This window comes from Tardiphaga sp. 285_C5_N1_2, from assembly GCF_052076065.1.
GTDB classification, from domain to species: Bacteria; Pseudomonadota; Alphaproteobacteria; order Rhizobiales; family Xanthobacteraceae; genus Tardiphaga; species Tardiphaga robiniae.
Genome location: NZ_CP197241.1, coordinates 4,838,106 through 4,852,937 on the forward strand (window position 1 = coordinate 4,838,106; position 14,832 = coordinate 4,852,937).

At 60.2% G+C, this 14,832-nt stretch carries 15 protein-coding genes; 9 read left to right on the forward strand and 6 right to left on the reverse strand.

Annotated elements, in window-relative coordinates; genetic code table 11:
* Positions 1-36 precede the first annotated feature (36 nt).
* The 6 genes from AB7951_RS22910 (at position 37) to AB7951_RS22935 (ending at position 4,121) form a co-directional block, all read left to right on the forward strand.
* Complete coding sequence (locus tag AB7951_RS22910) at positions 37-1,146, forward strand: ATP-dependent DNA helicase (RefSeq protein WP_093759443.1); 1,110 nt, start codon at positions 37-39, stop codon at positions 1,144-1,146.
* 119 nt (positions 1,147-1,265) lie between these two features.
* Entirely contained in the window at positions 1,266-1,655 is a 390-nt protein-coding gene (locus AB7951_RS22915) for a BA14K family protein (RefSeq protein ID WP_120288506.1), read from the forward strand.
* A 217-nt stretch (positions 1,656-1,872) separates the two neighbouring features.
* Positions 1,873-2,589, forward strand: a complete 717-nt coding sequence (gene msrA / locus AB7951_RS22920; RefSeq protein WP_120288505.1) for a peptide-methionine (S)-S-oxide reductase MsrA — start codon at positions 1,873-1,875, stop codon at positions 2,587-2,589.
* A 41-nt stretch (positions 2,590-2,630) separates the two neighbouring features.
* On the forward strand, positions 2,631-3,044 hold the full coding sequence (gene msrB, locus AB7951_RS22925) for a peptide-methionine (R)-S-oxide reductase MsrB (RefSeq protein ID WP_093759446.1): 414 nt from the start codon (positions 2,631-2,633) through the stop codon (positions 3,042-3,044).
* 165 nt (positions 3,045-3,209) lie between these two features.
* Positions 3,210-3,590 (forward strand): hypothetical protein, encoded by a 381-nt coding sequence (locus tag AB7951_RS22930; RefSeq protein WP_441256048.1) that lies wholly within the window; start codon positions 3,210-3,212, stop codon positions 3,588-3,590.
* A 246-nt stretch (positions 3,591-3,836) separates the two neighbouring features.
* Positions 3,837-4,121, forward strand: a complete 285-nt coding sequence (locus AB7951_RS22935; protein WP_068733430.1) for a hypothetical protein — start codon at positions 3,837-3,839, stop codon at positions 4,119-4,121.
* A gap of 38 nt (positions 4,122-4,159) precedes the next feature.
* Here AB7951_RS22935 and AB7951_RS22940 read toward each other — a convergent pair whose 3' ends face one another.
* On the reverse strand, positions 4,160-4,678 hold the full coding sequence (locus AB7951_RS22940; protein ID WP_414716915.1) for a DUF4112 domain-containing protein: 519 nt from the start codon (positions 4,676-4,678) through the stop codon (positions 4,160-4,162).
* Positions 4,679-4,872: 194 nt separating this feature from the next.
* Between AB7951_RS22940 and AB7951_RS22945 the strand changes: the two genes are divergently transcribed.
* Positions 4,873-5,364: a PAS domain-containing protein gene (locus AB7951_RS22945; RefSeq protein WP_176454471.1), complete on the forward strand. Its 492-nt coding sequence runs from the start codon at positions 4,873-4,875 to the stop codon at positions 5,362-5,364.
* A 5-nt stretch (positions 5,365-5,369) separates the two neighbouring features.
* Here AB7951_RS22945 and AB7951_RS22950 read toward each other — a convergent pair whose 3' ends face one another.
* Together AB7951_RS22950 and AB7951_RS22955 are read right to left on the reverse strand one after the other, a co-directional pair.
* Positions 5,370-6,599: a GGDEF domain-containing protein gene (locus tag AB7951_RS22950; RefSeq protein WP_439062243.1), complete on the reverse strand. Its 1,230-nt coding sequence runs from the start codon at positions 6,597-6,599 to the stop codon at positions 5,370-5,372.
* A 273-nt stretch (positions 6,600-6,872) separates the two neighbouring features.
* On the reverse strand, positions 6,873-7,700 hold the full coding sequence (locus AB7951_RS22955) for a lytic murein transglycosylase (RefSeq protein WP_439062242.1): 828 nt from the start codon (positions 7,698-7,700) through the stop codon (positions 6,873-6,875).
* 1,012 nt (positions 7,701-8,712) lie between these two features.
* Here AB7951_RS22955 and AB7951_RS22960 point away from each other — a divergent pair.
* Entirely contained in the window at positions 8,713-8,949 is a 237-nt protein-coding gene (locus tag AB7951_RS22960) for a hypothetical protein (protein ID WP_068733419.1), read from the forward strand.
* Positions 8,950-9,142: 193 nt separating this feature from the next.
* Here AB7951_RS22960 and AB7951_RS22965 read toward each other — a convergent pair whose 3' ends face one another.
* The 3 genes from AB7951_RS22965 to AB7951_RS22975 all read right to left on the reverse strand — a co-directional run bounded on the left by AB7951_RS22965 (position 9,143) and on the right by AB7951_RS22975 (position 12,630).
* Positions 9,143-11,251 (reverse strand): leucine-rich repeat domain-containing protein, encoded by a 2,109-nt coding sequence (locus tag AB7951_RS22965; RefSeq protein ID WP_439066631.1) that lies wholly within the window; start codon positions 11,249-11,251, stop codon positions 9,143-9,145.
* A gap of 289 nt (positions 11,252-11,540) precedes the next feature.
* Positions 11,541-12,131: a hypothetical protein gene (locus AB7951_RS22970; protein WP_439066632.1), complete on the reverse strand. Its 591-nt coding sequence runs from the start codon at positions 12,129-12,131 to the stop codon at positions 11,541-11,543.
* A gap of 88 nt (positions 12,132-12,219) precedes the next feature.
* Positions 12,220-12,630: a DUF4345 domain-containing protein gene (locus tag AB7951_RS22975; RefSeq protein ID WP_439062240.1), complete on the reverse strand. Its 411-nt coding sequence runs from the start codon at positions 12,628-12,630 to the stop codon at positions 12,220-12,222.
* A 258-nt stretch (positions 12,631-12,888) separates the two neighbouring features.
* Here AB7951_RS22975 and AB7951_RS22980 point away from each other — a divergent pair, with 258 nt between their 5' ends.
* Entirely contained in the window at positions 12,889-14,811 is a 1,923-nt protein-coding gene (locus AB7951_RS22980; protein ID WP_439062239.1) for a hypothetical protein, read from the forward strand.
* The last annotated feature ends 21 nt before the right edge of the window (positions 14,812-14,832 follow it).

The following is a 14,832-nucleotide window of genomic DNA, read 5'->3' on the forward strand; positions in this document are numbered from 1 at the left end:
CGGCAAAATGGCTGCGCACCGCTTTCCAGAGACGCAATGCCGACCTTTACCCCGCATCAGGATGCCGCGCTGAAAGCCGTCGACGACTGGCTGAAGGCGAAGCCAGGCCGCAACGGCACACCGCAGGTGTTCCGGCTGTTCGGCTTTGCCGGTACCGGCAAGACGACATTGGCGCGGCACGTCGCCGACAATGTGGACGGCGAGGTGAAATTCGCAGCCTTTACCGGTAAGGCGGCGCTGGTGATGCGCAACAAGGGCTGCGACGGCGCCTCCACGATTCACTCACTGATCTATCGCGCCCGTGAGAGCGGCGAGGAGCAGCCGAATTTCGAACTGTGGGACGACGCGCCAGCCTCCAAGGCCAAGCTGATCGTGATCGACGAATGTTCGATGGTCGACGCCGAGCTTGGCCGCGACCTGCTGTCATTCGATTGCCCTCTGCTGGTGCTCGGCGATCCCGCGCAGTTGCCGCCGATCCAGGGTGGCGGCTTCTTCACCGAGACCGAGCCCGACGTGATGCTGACCGAAGTGCATCGCCAGGCCGAGCACGATCCGATCGTGCGCATGTCGATGGATGTCCGCGAGGGGCGGTCGCTGCAGCCCGGGCAATATGGCCTGAGCGAAATCGTGTCGCGCAAGGCACTCGATCCGGACCGCGTGATGGCCGCGGATCAGGTACTGGTCGGCCGCAACAACACGCGCCGCGCCTACAATATGCGTGTGCGGCAGAAACTCGGTATCGAGGACCTGTTGCCGGTGGCCAATGACAAGCTGGTCTGCCTGCGCAACAATCGCAAGAAGGTGCTGTTCAACGGCGGTCTGTGGCGTGTGAAGGCGCGCGCTGCCTCGAAGTCGCAGATCATCACCATGCGGATTTCGCCGGATGAGGATTTTGGCGGCAAGGTCACTAAGGTCTCCGTGCGCGCAGACTGTTTCTCGGGCGGTGTTGAGACGTTGCCATGGGAGCAGCGCAAGCCTTACGATGAATTCGACTATGGCTACGTGCTGACCGTGCACAAAAGCCAGGGCTCGCAATGGGATGATGTCGTCCTGTTCGACGAGAGCTTTGCATTTCAGGAGAGCCGCGCCCGCTGGCTCTACACGGGCATCACCCGCGCCGCGAAGCGCTTGAGCATCGTGGTTTAACGCGCGTATTTTGCAATCAATCGCATGCGCTGATCTGGCGCGTCTCGGCTCACTAGGCCTCGTGGAACAAGATGCCCGCCCGAACGTTTGGGCCACTTACGCATAATAAGGAGCTCGATATGCACCCCGCAAAAATCCTGACGATGGCCACGATGATCGGTGCGAGTGCGTTGGCGTTTTCGGCGCCGGCAACATCAGCGCCATTGCTTAGTCAGCCTGGCCTCGCCAGTGCCGTACCGTCGGCCACCGAGAACGTGCAGTATTATCGCCGCTACGGTTATGGCCCACGCTACGGCTACGGTCCTGGCTACTATCGCCGCGGACCCAGCGCTGGCGCCGTCGTCGGCGGCCTCGCGGCGGGCGCCATCATCGGCGGCGCGATTGCGGCCAGCCAGGCCAACGCGGCAGCCCAGCAGAACGCAGCCTATTGCTCGCAGCGCTATCGTTCCTACGATCCGGCGTCAGGCACTTATCTGAACAACGACGGCAATCGCTATCCCTGCCCATAGGCGGACAGCGCCGTCCCCAAACAAAAGCCGCGAGACTCACGTCCCGCGGCTTTTTCGTGCCTTCGTCAGATCCTCACGAATTCGTGTGCGGCATCGCGTAACAACCGGCACCCTCTTCCGTATCTCGGATGTGCCCACCGGAAATGCCGATTGCGAACCACGGGCTCCGGTCTAGACTGCCGGTCATCCGGCCATCGATCATCCAAGAGGACCTGCTATGCGCCGCTCCCTGTTCAGCCGCCTCTCCCTCTGCGCCTTTGCCGGCGCATTGGCGATTTCGACCGCCCTCGTGGCTCCTACTTTTGCCGCCGAAGAGGCTGTCATCATTCCCGCACCCGCGGCGGATACGCCGGCCGCGACCGGCATTCAGACTGCGGTGATTGCGGGTGGGTGCTTCTGGGGCGTCCAGGGCGTATTCCAGCATACTGCGGGCGTGGTGAACGCTGTGTCCGGCTATGCCGGCGGCTCCAAGAGCTCGGCCAATTACACCGCGGTCAGCACCGGCTCGACCGGGCACGCCGAAGCGGTTGAGATCAAATACGACCCGCAAAAGATCAGCTACGGCAAGATCCTGCAGATCTATTTCTCGGTGGCACACGACCCGACCCAGCTGAATCGCCAGGGCCCGGATTCGGGAACGCAATATCGGTCGGAAATTTTCGCGACGACGCCGGAGCAGAAGAAAGTGGCGGAAGCCTATATCGCCCAGCTCAACGCTGCGAAGGTCTACAAGAAGCCGATCGTCACCAAGCTCGGCATGCTCGAAGCCTTCTATCCAGCGGAGGCTTATCATCAGGACTACCTGACGCTGCACCCGAACCAGCCCTATATTGCCTATAACGATATTCCGAAGGTCGAGAACCTGAAGAAGATCTTTGCCCAGAACTATATCGAGAAGCCGACGCTGGTGAGCGCGTCGAAGGTCACAAACTGACCTGAGCGCTCGCAGCCACGGCCAATCGGGAAGGAGAAGGAATGACCGATACCAAGACCACATCCGGCAAGGTCGAAAAGAGCGAAGCCGAATGGCGCCGCGAACTGACCCCGATGCAGTATGCGGTACTGCGCGAAAAGGCGACGGAGCGTCCGTTCACCGGCGAGTACGAACATGACCATACGCCGGGCACCTTCGTCTGTGCCGGCTGCGGCCAGACGCTATTCGAGTCCGACGCCAAGTTCGATTCCGGCTGCGGCTGGCCGAGCTTCACGCAGCCCTCACGAGAAAGTCATATCGACGAAGAACGCGATGTGACCCACGGCATGATCCGCACGGAAGTGCTGTGCTCCAAGTGCAATGGTCATCTCGGACATGTGTTCGACGACGGCCCCGGCCCCACGGGATTGCGCTATTGCATCAACTCCGCGGCCTTGAAACTTCAGCCTAAATAAATACGTATCCAGTATCGAACTGTTTCAGTGCCCCGTGCGACTCATCGAAGTCTCGCGGGGCATTTCTGTCCAATACTTGTCCGTAAGCGGCTTCGCCCATTGCCTGTTACTTGAACATGCCTCAGCGGCGTGCACGTTTGCGAAGAAGAATAAGAAAGTACCAAGATGTCTATCCGTTCAAACCGTTTGTTGCTCGGCATTGCCCTTGCGGGTCTCATTCTCGAAAGCTTGGTGTCCCACCCCGCACTGGCGACCGACAAGGTGTCGCTGTTCAAGGTGATCACGGCCAAGGACGAGATCATCATCGGCATTAACGATGACCAGCTCTCCACTTTCGAAGCCAAGAACGCCGGCGGCGTCGCCAAGCATCTGGTCCAGAAGGGTACGCTGACGGCCTGGCAATACGCCGTGCGCAAGGCTGAGGCCGGGGCGCTGGAGCAGGCGCCTTTGCGGCAGGTGGGGCTTATGTCGACTGAGGCACTGCGGGTCGAGCCCTATACCACCCCCCTGAAAATCGTGCCGCTGCCGGACGTGACCGGACAATAGGCAAATATTGCGCCGCGCGCGCCGCTGCCCATGCCTTAAGCGCGCGCTAAGCTCTTTAAATCACAAAGCTATTACGGCAATACCGTCTGCGCACTGCGATTCATCATGCTGTATCGCAGGTGTCGCAATCGGCCAAAACGTGCTTATATTGGGGTCTGTCCTGAAATGATGTTCCGCGCGCCGCCGGATCGGCTGCATTGCGAATGAAGCGTCGTTTCGTTGCGTATTCAGATGAGGTCCCCGACCATGGCAGCTTTCAGCTACAACACCGCAGCCGAACTCTTCCCCGCCGCGATCCGCAAGAAAAAGCGCGCCGGTTTCGCCTATCGTCGTTTCGATACGGCCGCCGCCGCCGTCCAATTCGCGATCGAGGAGCTGCCGGCTGACTCGCTGAACGGCGCCTATCTGCAGGTCGAGGAAGCCCGTTTCGACCAGAGCGGCATTCGCTCGCTCTATGAGAGCCAGGACTTCCCGCTCGAGCGCCGCGTGCGCGCCGAAGAGCCTGCGACCGACGACGCCGACGCTGCTTGAGCTTTACGAATTGAGACGATCGCAGCCCGGACTCTGAACTAGAGTCTGGGCTGTTTTTCGAGCCACTTGCGCAGCATTCTGACGTTGCGGACATTGGCCCGGAACATCACGTCGAACGCATCGCCGATAAACGGCACGATGCCGACAGCGCCGTCCACAGCAACATTGCCCAGCATCCGCGCCGTGAGATGCCACGGCGCACCGAGCGCCCGCGCCTCGCGCACCACCCATAGCGAGATCGCCGTGGTAATGATGTCGCCCACGATCGGAATCAAACCGATCAGGCCATCGATGCCGTAGCGGATCTTGGTGCCGGGCACGATGAAGGCGACGTCGAGCAGTTTCGCCAGCGCATCCAGCCGCGCCAGCCGTTGCTCGCGCGTGAGATTTGCAAACGGATTGGCGCCCGCTCCGAAGTCGAACCGAAAGCCCTGCACATCCGGCCGAAGTTGCTCGGGCCGAACCTCAAAACCATCCTGATCGATGATCGGACCATGCGCGGACGCCGGTTTGCGCGGGCGGCCGGCGTCGTAAGTGGTTGATTGACCTGTGCTCATCATGGCCATGACATGGGGGACAGGCGCAGACTCTGCAAGCGGCATCGCGTCACGCCTCGTCGGGCGATCCACCGCGATCCCCATATTTGCCGCGCAGAAATTCTCCAACCACCGGTTGAATTGCAGGGAGCCCGCTATATTCTGCCCGCGCCGGGAACGGGTGGGGATGAGCGATGCGACGACCCTTGGGTGACGTGTGCCTCGATATTGCAAGCTTCGCCCGGGAGCGGAAGCACGAATTTCTCTCCTACATCCTGCGGCTCGCGGCAGCAGAGGCCTACCAGACCACGGCCGAGGACGACGCGTTCGAGATGCCGATGCCGCGCCGGCTCGCCGCCCGTGAACTGATCGCCGGTTTCTGGGACTGGGACATCAGCAACGACCGCAACTATCTCGATGCCGGGGCTGCCCGCTTCTTCAATGTCGATCCCGAAACGGCCGCGCGCGGTCTGCCGAACATGGCCTATCTCGCAGCAGTCCATCCCGATGACGTTGACCGGGTGCACGCGGCGGTCGCGGCCGCGATGCGATCGGGCGGCATCTTTGAGTGCGAGTGTCGGCTGATCAAGAACGACCGGATCAGTTGGGTTCTCGCGCGCGGCAGTTGCACGCTGGACGGACATGGCCGCCCCGTCCGCCTGCCCGGCGCGATCATCGACATCACCCACGACAAGACGATGAACTGAGGCGATCAGGCCAGCTTGCGGGCGCGGTCGATCGCTTCGTCCATGTTGAGAGCCGGCACCATCGACGGCGCTTCGAGATCGCATAGGGCGAAGCGGTTCTTGCCGTCGTTCTTGGCGGCATAGAGCGCCTGGTCCGCCGCCGCGATCAGTCGCTCCGGATACTGCCCGACCTGCGGGTGCCACTGCGCCACGCCGATGGATGCCGCAATCGGAATCTCGCCGGGCGCACAGCCCGCGGCGTCGATGCGGCACACTTCCAGAATGCGGCGCGCGATGTTTGCCGCTTCGTGTAGCGTCGTCGCCGGCAGGATGATGCTGAACTCGTCGCCGCCGGAACGCGCGAGCAGGTCGCCAGGGCGGAGCTTGCTCTGGGTCATCAGCGTGAAGTGTCGCAGGCAATCGTCGCCGGCGGCATGGCCGTGGCCGTCATTGATTTCCTTGAAGCCGTCGAGATCGATCGCCAGCAGCGCGAACGGCTTTTGCGTGCGGCGCGCCAGCGCGCATTCCTCAGTGAGGCGCTGCACCAGATGACGACGATTGGCGACGCCGGTGAGATCGTCGACCAGTGCGAGTTCGGCAACTTCGCCGCGCAGGCGGTCGATGGCCATCAGGAGGAATCCGAAATTCCACGACATCGCCAGGAACACCAGCACCAGCACCATCATGGCCTGGAGATTGTTGAAATCGGCAAAGGTCATATTGCCGCCGATATTCGCCAGCGCCGCGGCCGAGCGCACCGCATGCGCAGCAACGAGCGTGATGGCGAGCCAGCCGGCGAGACGGGCGCCGGCATTGCCGCCGCCATCCTTGCGCGACAACAACAGCGGCACGGTCATGACAACGGTGACCGACTGGCCGGCGGAATAGATCAGCACGCGCATCGTCATGTTGTCGTGCCACAGCGTGAACAGCAGCAGGCCGGCCAGGCTGGTGGCGATGATGACGGCTTGCGCGCGCCAGCCCGCCGGGCGGCCGTAGAACTGGTTCATGCCGATGGCGGCGAGGCTGGTGGCCAGCAGCAGCAGGCCGTTGCCCAGCACGATGGCGATCAGCGGATCGACGCCGACGCCGCGCAGCACCGAGATGCTGTTGCCGAGCGCCGCGGCGAACGCGGCGGCTGTCCAGTAACGCGCGGCGTGCAGATTGGGATAGCTGGTGGCCACATAGGCCCAGACCACGCCGAGGGCCAAAAAGTTGACGGTGAACACCGTGAACAGCGTGCCGACGTTCAACATCGGCGGCACCCGCCACGTTGTGCGTCGCGCTTCTGCGCGCTGCTGTCGATCCCCGCCATCACTTTCACCACTCGTTCCCAGCGGGTGGTAAAATGCGTCGGCGACGCTTAACGGAATCTGACTCGCGGCGGATAATCCCCAGTGTGGTTTTGAAAGAGTGAAAGGGAATGAGTTAATCCGACTTTCACCATCGGGGTTCCCCAAGTTCGCCCGGCGGCCGCGCGGCTTAACAAAAGTTTAAAACCGCGCGCCCTCTCCCTATCGTCCCCTCGCCTATCGGCCGGCCGCGAGGCGATCGGCGAAATAGCCGATGGTCTTGCGATAGATCGTGGCCCTGTTCCACTCGCGCATCGCCTCGAAATTCGCCGTGCCCTCGCCGTAGGGTTGGCCGCCCTTGAAGCCTGCGGTCTTCAAGAGGTTCGCGGTCGAGGCCAGCACGTCCGGCACCGAATGCCTGAGATCGACATGGCCGTTGCCGTCGAAATCGACGCCGTATTTGATGTAGCTCGACGGCAGGAATTGCGTCTGGCCGAGCTCGCCGGCATAGGCGCCGATCAGGTCGCGCTGCGGCAGGTCGCCGCGCTGCAGGATCTTCAGCGCCGCGATCAGCTCGCCCTGAAACAGCTCGGTGCGGCGGCAGTCATGCGCCATGGTGGAGAGCGTGCGGATCACCGGCATCTTGCCGATATCGCCCTTGCCGAAATCCGACTCCAGGCCCCAGATCGCCACCACGATTTCAGGCGGCACGCCGAAGCGTTGCTCGATGCGCGACAGCAGCGAGGCGTGACGCTGCATCATCTGCAGGCCCATCGAGATGCGGCCCTGGCCGACGCGGGTCGAGACATATTGCTCGAAACTCTTGTTGAAGGTGCCGCGTTGGCGGCGATCGAACGACAGCACCGCGGGGTCCTGCGTCACGCCGGCAAAGGCCTGCGAGATCACGCCCTGCGACACGCCGGCGGCGGCGGCCTCCTGCGACATGGCCGCGATGAAGGTCTGGAAGTCGCCGCCGCATTTGGCGGCCTGCGAGGATGTGGCCGTCAGCGCAACCGCGACGAAGGACACAGCGGCAATGGCAATGGCGGTGATACGATTGGTCATGAAAAACCTGTTGGGTTGGCGATACCGGAGTGTGGCATGACCGGTGTGTCCGAACAACGGCGCCTCCTTCTTCTCCCTCCCCCGCGCTTGCGTGGGGAGGGTGGCCGGCCGCTTGGCCGGTCGGGTGGGGGTGGTGCCGCACGCGTTGAGTTCGCGGAGACACCCCACCCCGGCCTCCACTTCGTCGATGCTTCGCATCGCCTCGTTCGCCCGACTAAGGCGGACGAATTCGTCCGCCGGACCCCACTGCGCAGCTTCGCTGCTTGAGGGAGGGATTCCTCTGACGCCTGTGCGTCGTTGCTGATGTGAATGTCAAACAGCCACTGTTCTTCAGACATGCGTCATCACCCCTGTTGTTTGCGGCGCGGGGGCGCCGTCGTGTTTCGCATTCCCGCCCCCTTGTGAGAGGGCGTGCGGAACGCCGGGTGCCCGTTGCACCCTTGGGCCTGATGCGAATGCGGTCTTCCGCAGGTTAGTGTGCATCAGGACTTTCGGAGGCGTCAGGCAAGTGCCCGACGTTCCGCCTGCGGTGTTTTTTCGGTTGCTTGCACTTTGCCTCGACGAACGCTCCGATCGCGAATTAAAGTCCCAAGGCGATGGGAAGGGAGCCTCAAGCGACTGGGCCGAACGCGTTTTGACTTGGTCGTCCGTCACACTGTCCAGGATTCTTTCCATCCGGAGATCGGCCGTCTCCTTGCCAGTGGCAGTGCTGGCGCAGATCCGTCCTGCCCGAAGACAGACGTTACCCCATGAACCGCGTGACGCCGCATCTCCGGCGTCCACCGCATCCCACCCCGCGAACGTGACGATCGCGATCGCCCCTCTCGGTGGGGCAGGACGGAGGGGATAATAATCCTCACTCCCGAAACGTCAAGAACAAATCGTGAACTTTTGGTCGCAGGCTGGGCGGCGCGTCCCGCCGGTAACCACTGCCCGCTTTTGCCCACAGATGCATGCACGCTTTGCGCGCTAAGGCTTTGACTTCGCCTGCGCCATCCCCCACTTAACCGCCATGGCCAAGAAACCCGGTACCAATCCCAAAGGCGAATTCGCCTTCTTCAACGTCTTCTATGAAGACGGCTCGCAGCGCTCCAACCGCCGCGTCCCCTCCGAGCTGCTGGGGGGACTCGACGGCGATGAGCCGGCCAAGGCCGCCATCGCCGAGCAGGACCGCGAGATCGCCGAAAAGTCCGGCCGTCCGGCGCTGGAGATCAAGAGCGTCGAGCGCGTGGGCGCGAAGAAGAAGTAGTATTCCATTTACCTGAGCCCTTGCGTGTGAGGGCGAACGGCCGATGGCCGGACGGGTGGGTTTGCTGCGACACGTGGCACTCTCCCTTGCGGAAATATCCAGGCCTCCACTTCGAACGCAGCCTCGGTTCGTCATCGCTCGGCCGCCCCTCCCACTGCGCAGCTACGCTGCTCGGGGGGGGGATATGCGGCACCTACTCGCGGTTACGATTTCGCCGTTTGTCAGACCTAGGCTGCGTCTTTGGCGAGGTGGGTATAGGGAATTGCGAACCTGAGCCTTGTTGCCTCATGTCATCAATGAGCGCACGAACCGTGACCCGTATGTCTGCGGGCATACCCTCCAAAAACCGCATAAGAGCCTCTTCACTTGTAAGAAGAAGCCGCACGCTTTTCTCCGCGAGAACGGAGTTCTTCGCAAACTGTCCGCCTATTTCCTTGAAAGCCCCCGCACTGATGCCAGCCGCCGCCACCCCCATAGCACCAACGACAAGATTCCTAACAGACAAAATACCCCAACTTCGAGCCTTTAGGGATTGAACTCCACTAGTTTGATTTGACCTAAGCGCATCCTGAAGTAATTGCGCGTCATCCACATCAATAACGGCTCCCTCATCTGCTGCATTGATCAATTCACGAGCTGGCTCAACTGCATGACGCGGAGTATGGAAAGCGGCATGATCTTCGTCCAAACTGCGGGCAGATGGAAAACGCCTTATCCATGGGCCAGCCGTTTGAAGCAAATCGACAAGCGGACGACGAACATCCGCATCAAGCGGAGACGCAAAAGATTCTGGCGACGAGCGCAAGCTATCATCTTGCTCCACAAAACTGCCAAGCGAAACTATCTCAGCCCAAACCAAAGCAACATTTTCAGCGACGAAATCGGTATCGGCTTGAATCAACCCATCAAATCGTAAAGAAACCTCAGACAACGATTGCCACTCAGACGTGTTCGCCAGTCGAGATGAACGAGATATCAGCTCTTTAGATTTCCTTTTTATCTGTTCGTGAAGCTGCCTTGTAATGCGATCTGCGGCCGCCTCTTCGTCAGACTTTTGGCCGGAAGTTGATATTTCAAAATAATCATCCAACTCTTCAAAATGCACTCCGAGCGGACTTTGTATCAATGTCGAAGCTCTAGTCCGCCAATCTGGCGCACTAAGATTGTCAGACGTTTCGACATCAGAAATTTGTGGAAGCCCCTGCTTCTCTCTTAAGTAGTTTAATGTCTCTTTGGTGCGCCGGGGATTCGGTAAATCTGCCAAGCCCAGCAGATGCGAGTCGACCAGCGGACATCCCCGAAAAGACACCCCCTCATATTGGTGACGATTCCCGCCAGCCAACAGCGAAGTCATACCCGAAATCGATGACATATCGACAATTTGCGAGCCGTCCAATCCAAGGTCCTCAATTTTTGAGAGGCCTGCGATCGGAGAAATATCGGACACTAACGTGTGCCGCAGAATCAACGTTTGAAGATTCTTACAAAATCTCAGGGACTCAACGCTCGAAACATTCGTTCCATATAAGCTTAGCAGTTTCAAATTTTTGAATTCAGAGAATGATCTCGGAAGCACGACTGGAGAACTAGTAACTACGATTTCTTTCAACTTCTCCAAGCGAGCAAGCTGGGACAAATCAACTTCTGCCGCGCTAGTTATCTGGAGACGCTCCAATTTCTTCAGATTCCCCATAACACCTAGATCAATAGAGCTCGCACTAGTGTCTATGCTAAGCGCTTCCAATCGCTGCAGACTGGCTATCGGTGACCAATCCAAGATTTGGCAATTGTCAAACCAAAGTGATTCGAGATTCTCCAGACGAGAGATCGCTTTGATACTGAATATGTTCGGCCCGCCTAGCTGCAGATCACGCAGATCGCGCAACTCTTCAAGGGGCGACAGATCCCCAACCGGCGTCGAGACAGCCCGCAGAACTCTAAGTTTCTTGAGATTTTTTAACGGGCGCCAATCCGAAATACTTGTATTGTTGATATGCAGTTCCTGAAGCTTACGAAGCTCAGAAAGCGGACTGAAATCAGATACTGGAACGCCGTCGCATAATAGCGACGTAAGGTCGGATAGGGTCGCCATTGGTCCAATGTCTGAAATGCTCGTACCGTCTAGAATAAGCTCCCGAAGATGTGGCAAATCAAATAGCGGGGGCATACGCTCCAACGCTCGTCGACCCTTCCCCAGCCATAGCGATGAAGCTTTGCGCCGGCGAGCTGATTCAACTTGTGCAACAGTCTCTTCATAGACTTCGCTTGATGATTTATTGCGGTTGCGACGTGAGCTTGGCAATTTTTTAGCCTCCCGCGGGGAAATCATTTGTGGTGAATTAGAGCATTCGAGAACAGATAGAAATACCTTAGGAGAAGATGGAGTCGAAAACTGGAAGTATATATCTTTTGCTAGTTGCTGCGTCTGGAATGCAGTGGCAGGACGCCTTCACCCTGCCCCGCCCGCCATCTGCCTGTTCGTCATCACCTGCGCCGCGATGATGATCCACGGGATCACCAGCTCCGGCACGAGATAGGTGATCCACAGCGCATGCGGTTCGGGCAGGCCGGCGCACGCGGCCGAGCCGCCGTCACCCTGAATAAGCGAAGATGACTCTACGAAGCGCAGGCGACACGATCAGCAATCGGCCGCCGGAGCCATAGCTATAGAAGTTTCCAGATGCGTTCTTGGCTTGATCGGCCATCGCGATGAAGCGTTGATCGAAATCCAGGCCAAAACCATACCTGTTGAGAAACAAACTGATCGAGGGCGGCGTATGACCGTCGCCTTTCCATCCGAAATCAGGCGCCACAGGCGTCGCGTACCACTCGAAATTCGGAACCAATTGCTGGCGCGCTTTCAGGGCATTGTCATTGTCGGTGAGGAACGACAGCCCCTTGCCGCCAATCGCCGCAGCGACATCAGCCGGCAGTTCGTAGACGAGGAGACCTGTCTCGTTCCCGCCGGGACCGAAGCCCCAACTCTCCTCCTTGACGTAAAGGACTTTCGACACTTGCAGATATGCGGGGACACGCTTCCTGTGATCCAGCACCACGACATGCCAGATCGCGTAGGTCGCTGAAAAGAACAGCACCGCAAACACCGCTACCCCGAGGCAGCCAAAAAGACTTTCAAAGGCTTTCACGCCCCTCACGATGTTCGGTTCACGTTGCATCGTCATGGTCATGCTGCCGGCAAGATTCGCGTGTGAAGCGGAATAGCAGCATGTTGCGTCAACTTTCGATAGGCGTTTGGCGGGTTACGCGTCGCTACCCCGCCCCACCCGCCATCTGCCTGTTCGTCATCACTTGCGCCGCGATGATGATCCACGGGAGCGCCAGCTCCGGCACGAGATAGGTGATCCACAGCGCGTGCGGTTCGGGCAGGCCGACCTTCGCAATCGACAGCACGCGGCCGAGGCCGCCGACGAACACCGTCGCCGCCATCAGGACAACCAGCGTGTTGTGTTCGCGGATGGTCGATGCCGCCCACAGGCCCATGACGCCCGACATCAGATAGATGCCGCCCATGAAGCGATGCACATTGTCGAGCCGCGGCGCGGACTCGGGCTGGCCCATATACATCTGCAGCGAGCCGCCGAAGATGGCGATGGCGCCCACCAGAAACAGGCAGACCTGGGCAACGCGCTGACTGAGCAGCATCGGGGCGAGCGACGTCATGGCAATGTCCTCGGATGAAAATGTGCTTCAAGATAATTGATCGGGCAATGCCCGACGCTAGCGCGGGAACGGGTGCAATCAAAGGGTGGTGTGAGCGGTTATCAACGCGGGCGACTGCGTGGGTGGCGCCCCCCCCTACCCTCAAGTGCCGGAGAGGAAGCACCGAGGGCCGGTGCGGGCGCGACCACGCAGAAAATACTATCAGTTGCTCTAATAAAATATACAATTAAGGCGAGTTTTGATGTCTGGGAGGGGCCGATGTCGCTGTTCTTGGTGTCACTGGTGTTCGGCTTGCTGTGCCACTGGATCATCTCCGCGATCCAACCGGCGCAGAACTCGAGGGTGTTGAAATTCGGCCGCGCCATCAAGGTTATCATCAGCAACGAGGCCTACCTCGCCACCAAAGTGACCGTCGTGGTCGCCGCCATCGTCGGGCTCGTCGCGCTCGCGACGGTGATGATTACCAAAGATGCCCATCCGCCCCAGGGCTTTGCGTTCTGGATCGGCGATGTGCTGACCAGCCGGCCTATGGGCTCGGCAGTATTCGGGTTTCTGGTCGGGATGCTGCTGGGCAATTTGCTGACCCGGATCTGGAAACAACCGAACTACCAGTTCCAGCCCGGCGACCGACTGGAAATCGTGCTGATCTTCGCACTGCTGCTGCTCGGCATCGGCGGCGAGGAGTTTCTACGCTCGGCGGCGCAGCGGATCAGCAAGGTGTCGCTGGGTACGACAACCGAGATTTCGTTTTCCGGCTTGACTCCGCGCTCGACGCGGGTGTCCGCCGAACAGCCCGGTGGCGCCTTCCGCAACACCGACGGCCGGGTCGGCGGGTCGACCGGGCTGCAGAAGCTCTATGACATCGGCTCCGACGACCGCCCCAATATCAAACGCGACGTCGCCTTCATTCACATCCTGGCGCGCTACGAGAAAGAGCTCGACCCTACCATGGTGCAGGCATGGCCGCTGGCGGAGAAAATCCTCAGTCCGATCGGATCGTGCCTGTCGGGGATCTCGCAATCGAACGGCGACGACACGTTCATCGATGAGGTGCTGTCGCCCTTGAGCCAAGTGATGCAGGACCTCGCCATGCAGAGCAAGAAGCCCGCCGCAGACATCAAGACCGAGTTGGCGGGACTGATCTTCAAGCTGAAAGGCTACGCCACGGCGCGGCTGCAAGACCTGAAGACGGAAGATTCCCGCGTCTCATGCAACAGGATCGCCAATATGTTGCCGACGGATCGCGACGCCGCGCTGAGCCCAGCATCGATCGAAAGCTTCCAGAACTCGACCGACAAACTGCCCTATGCCACGATGGCCTATGCCAGCGTGATGGCGGCGCTCGAATACTATCAGGGCGCCGCCATTGCCATGGATGGGTGGATCATCCGCCATGCCGAGCCAAAGACCGTGGCCGAACGATGGTATCTGCTGCGCGCGCGACTTACCCAGAGCGGCTTCGTCGACGAATGGATCCGGCAGCGCGGTGCCGCCGCGTCGAGCTGGCTGCGGTTGTATCATATCGAAAACCTGAAATCGATCATCGACGGCATCCAGGCCTTCGAGGGAATCTCGATGCTGGCGCAGCGCAACAGCGACTACACCTGGAGCGTGGGGCTGCTCGGCGCGTCATATTCGGGCGACGAGGGCATCTGCACCTTTCCACCCCTGCCGCAGATAGACGACCAGAATCCGGGGCGCGAACCCAGTTCGCAGGAGCAGGAGCAACTGCGTACCATCTACGATACGTATCTGTCGGCGCAGAAGGACTATGTGGATCATGCCCTCAAGCATCCGGTGGCCCGGGTGCGGTCCGCCACCATCATCCGCAACCAGATCGACGGCCTGATGAAGCGCAACCTGCGTTGCATCAAGACCGCGCAATTGCTCACCCGCGCCGAACATATCGAGCGCTATGTCCGCAGCGAAATGAACATGATCGACAATACGTCAGCCGTGAATTCGGCCGACCAGATCCGCGACCGCATCCGCACCGCCGAGCTGCTATTGGGGCTGGGCTTCCAGCTGATCGATCCGGCCGTGATCGCTGCTACCGAAAAGCGGCGCAAGGGCACGATCCAAGAGCGCATCGCCACCGACCGCACGCTGGAGACCTATGAGACGCTACTCGCAACCCGCAGCCAGCTGAAAGAGTTTTCGGAGCGTGAGGTCACGCCGTAACGGCGGGTTCGGCACGCGCGG

What these genes read in the sequence shown, in the direction of transcription:
- AB7951_RS22910 (WP_093759443.1), top strand. Translation starts at nt 37, where the DNA reads ATGCCGACCTTTACCCCGCATCAGGATGCCGCGCTGAAAGCCGTCGAC.
- AB7951_RS22915 (WP_120288506.1), top strand. Translation starts at nt 1,266, where the DNA reads ATGCACCCCGCAAAAATCCTGACGATGGCCACGATGATCGGTGCGAGT.
- msrA (WP_120288505.1), top strand. Translation starts at nt 1,873, where the DNA reads ATGCGCCGCTCCCTGTTCAGCCGCCTCTCCCTCTGCGCCTTTGCCGGC.
- msrB (WP_093759446.1), top strand. Translation starts at nt 2,631, where the DNA reads ATGACCGATACCAAGACCACATCCGGCAAGGTCGAAAAGAGCGAAGCC.
- AB7951_RS22930 (WP_441256048.1), top strand. Translation starts at nt 3,210, where the DNA reads ATGTCTATCCGTTCAAACCGTTTGTTGCTCGGCATTGCCCTTGCGGGT.
- AB7951_RS22935 (WP_068733430.1), top strand. Translation starts at nt 3,837, where the DNA reads ATGGCAGCTTTCAGCTACAACACCGCAGCCGAACTCTTCCCCGCCGCG.
- AB7951_RS22940 (WP_414716915.1), bottom strand. Translation starts at nt 4,678, where the DNA reads ATGAGCACAGGTCAATCAACCACTTACGACGCCGGCCGCCCGCGCAAA.
- AB7951_RS22950 (WP_439062243.1), bottom strand. Translation starts at nt 6,599, where the DNA reads ATGTTGAACGTCGGCACGCTGTTCACGGTGTTCACCGTCAACTTTTTG.
- AB7951_RS22955 (WP_439062242.1), bottom strand. Translation starts at nt 7,700, where the DNA reads ATGACCAATCGTATCACCGCCATTGCCATTGCCGCTGTGTCCTTCGTC.
- AB7951_RS22960 (WP_068733419.1), top strand. Translation starts at nt 8,713, where the DNA reads ATGGCCAAGAAACCCGGTACCAATCCCAAAGGCGAATTCGCCTTCTTC.
- AB7951_RS22970 (WP_439066632.1), bottom strand. Translation starts at nt 12,131, where the DNA reads ATGACGATGCAACGTGAACCGAACATCGTGAGGGGCGTGAAAGCCTTT.
- AB7951_RS22975 (WP_439062240.1), bottom strand. Translation starts at nt 12,630, where the DNA reads ATGACGTCGCTCGCCCCGATGCTGCTCAGTCAGCGCGTTGCCCAGGTC.
- AB7951_RS22980 (WP_439062239.1), top strand. Translation starts at nt 12,889, where the DNA reads ATGTCGCTGTTCTTGGTGTCACTGGTGTTCGGCTTGCTGTGCCACTGG.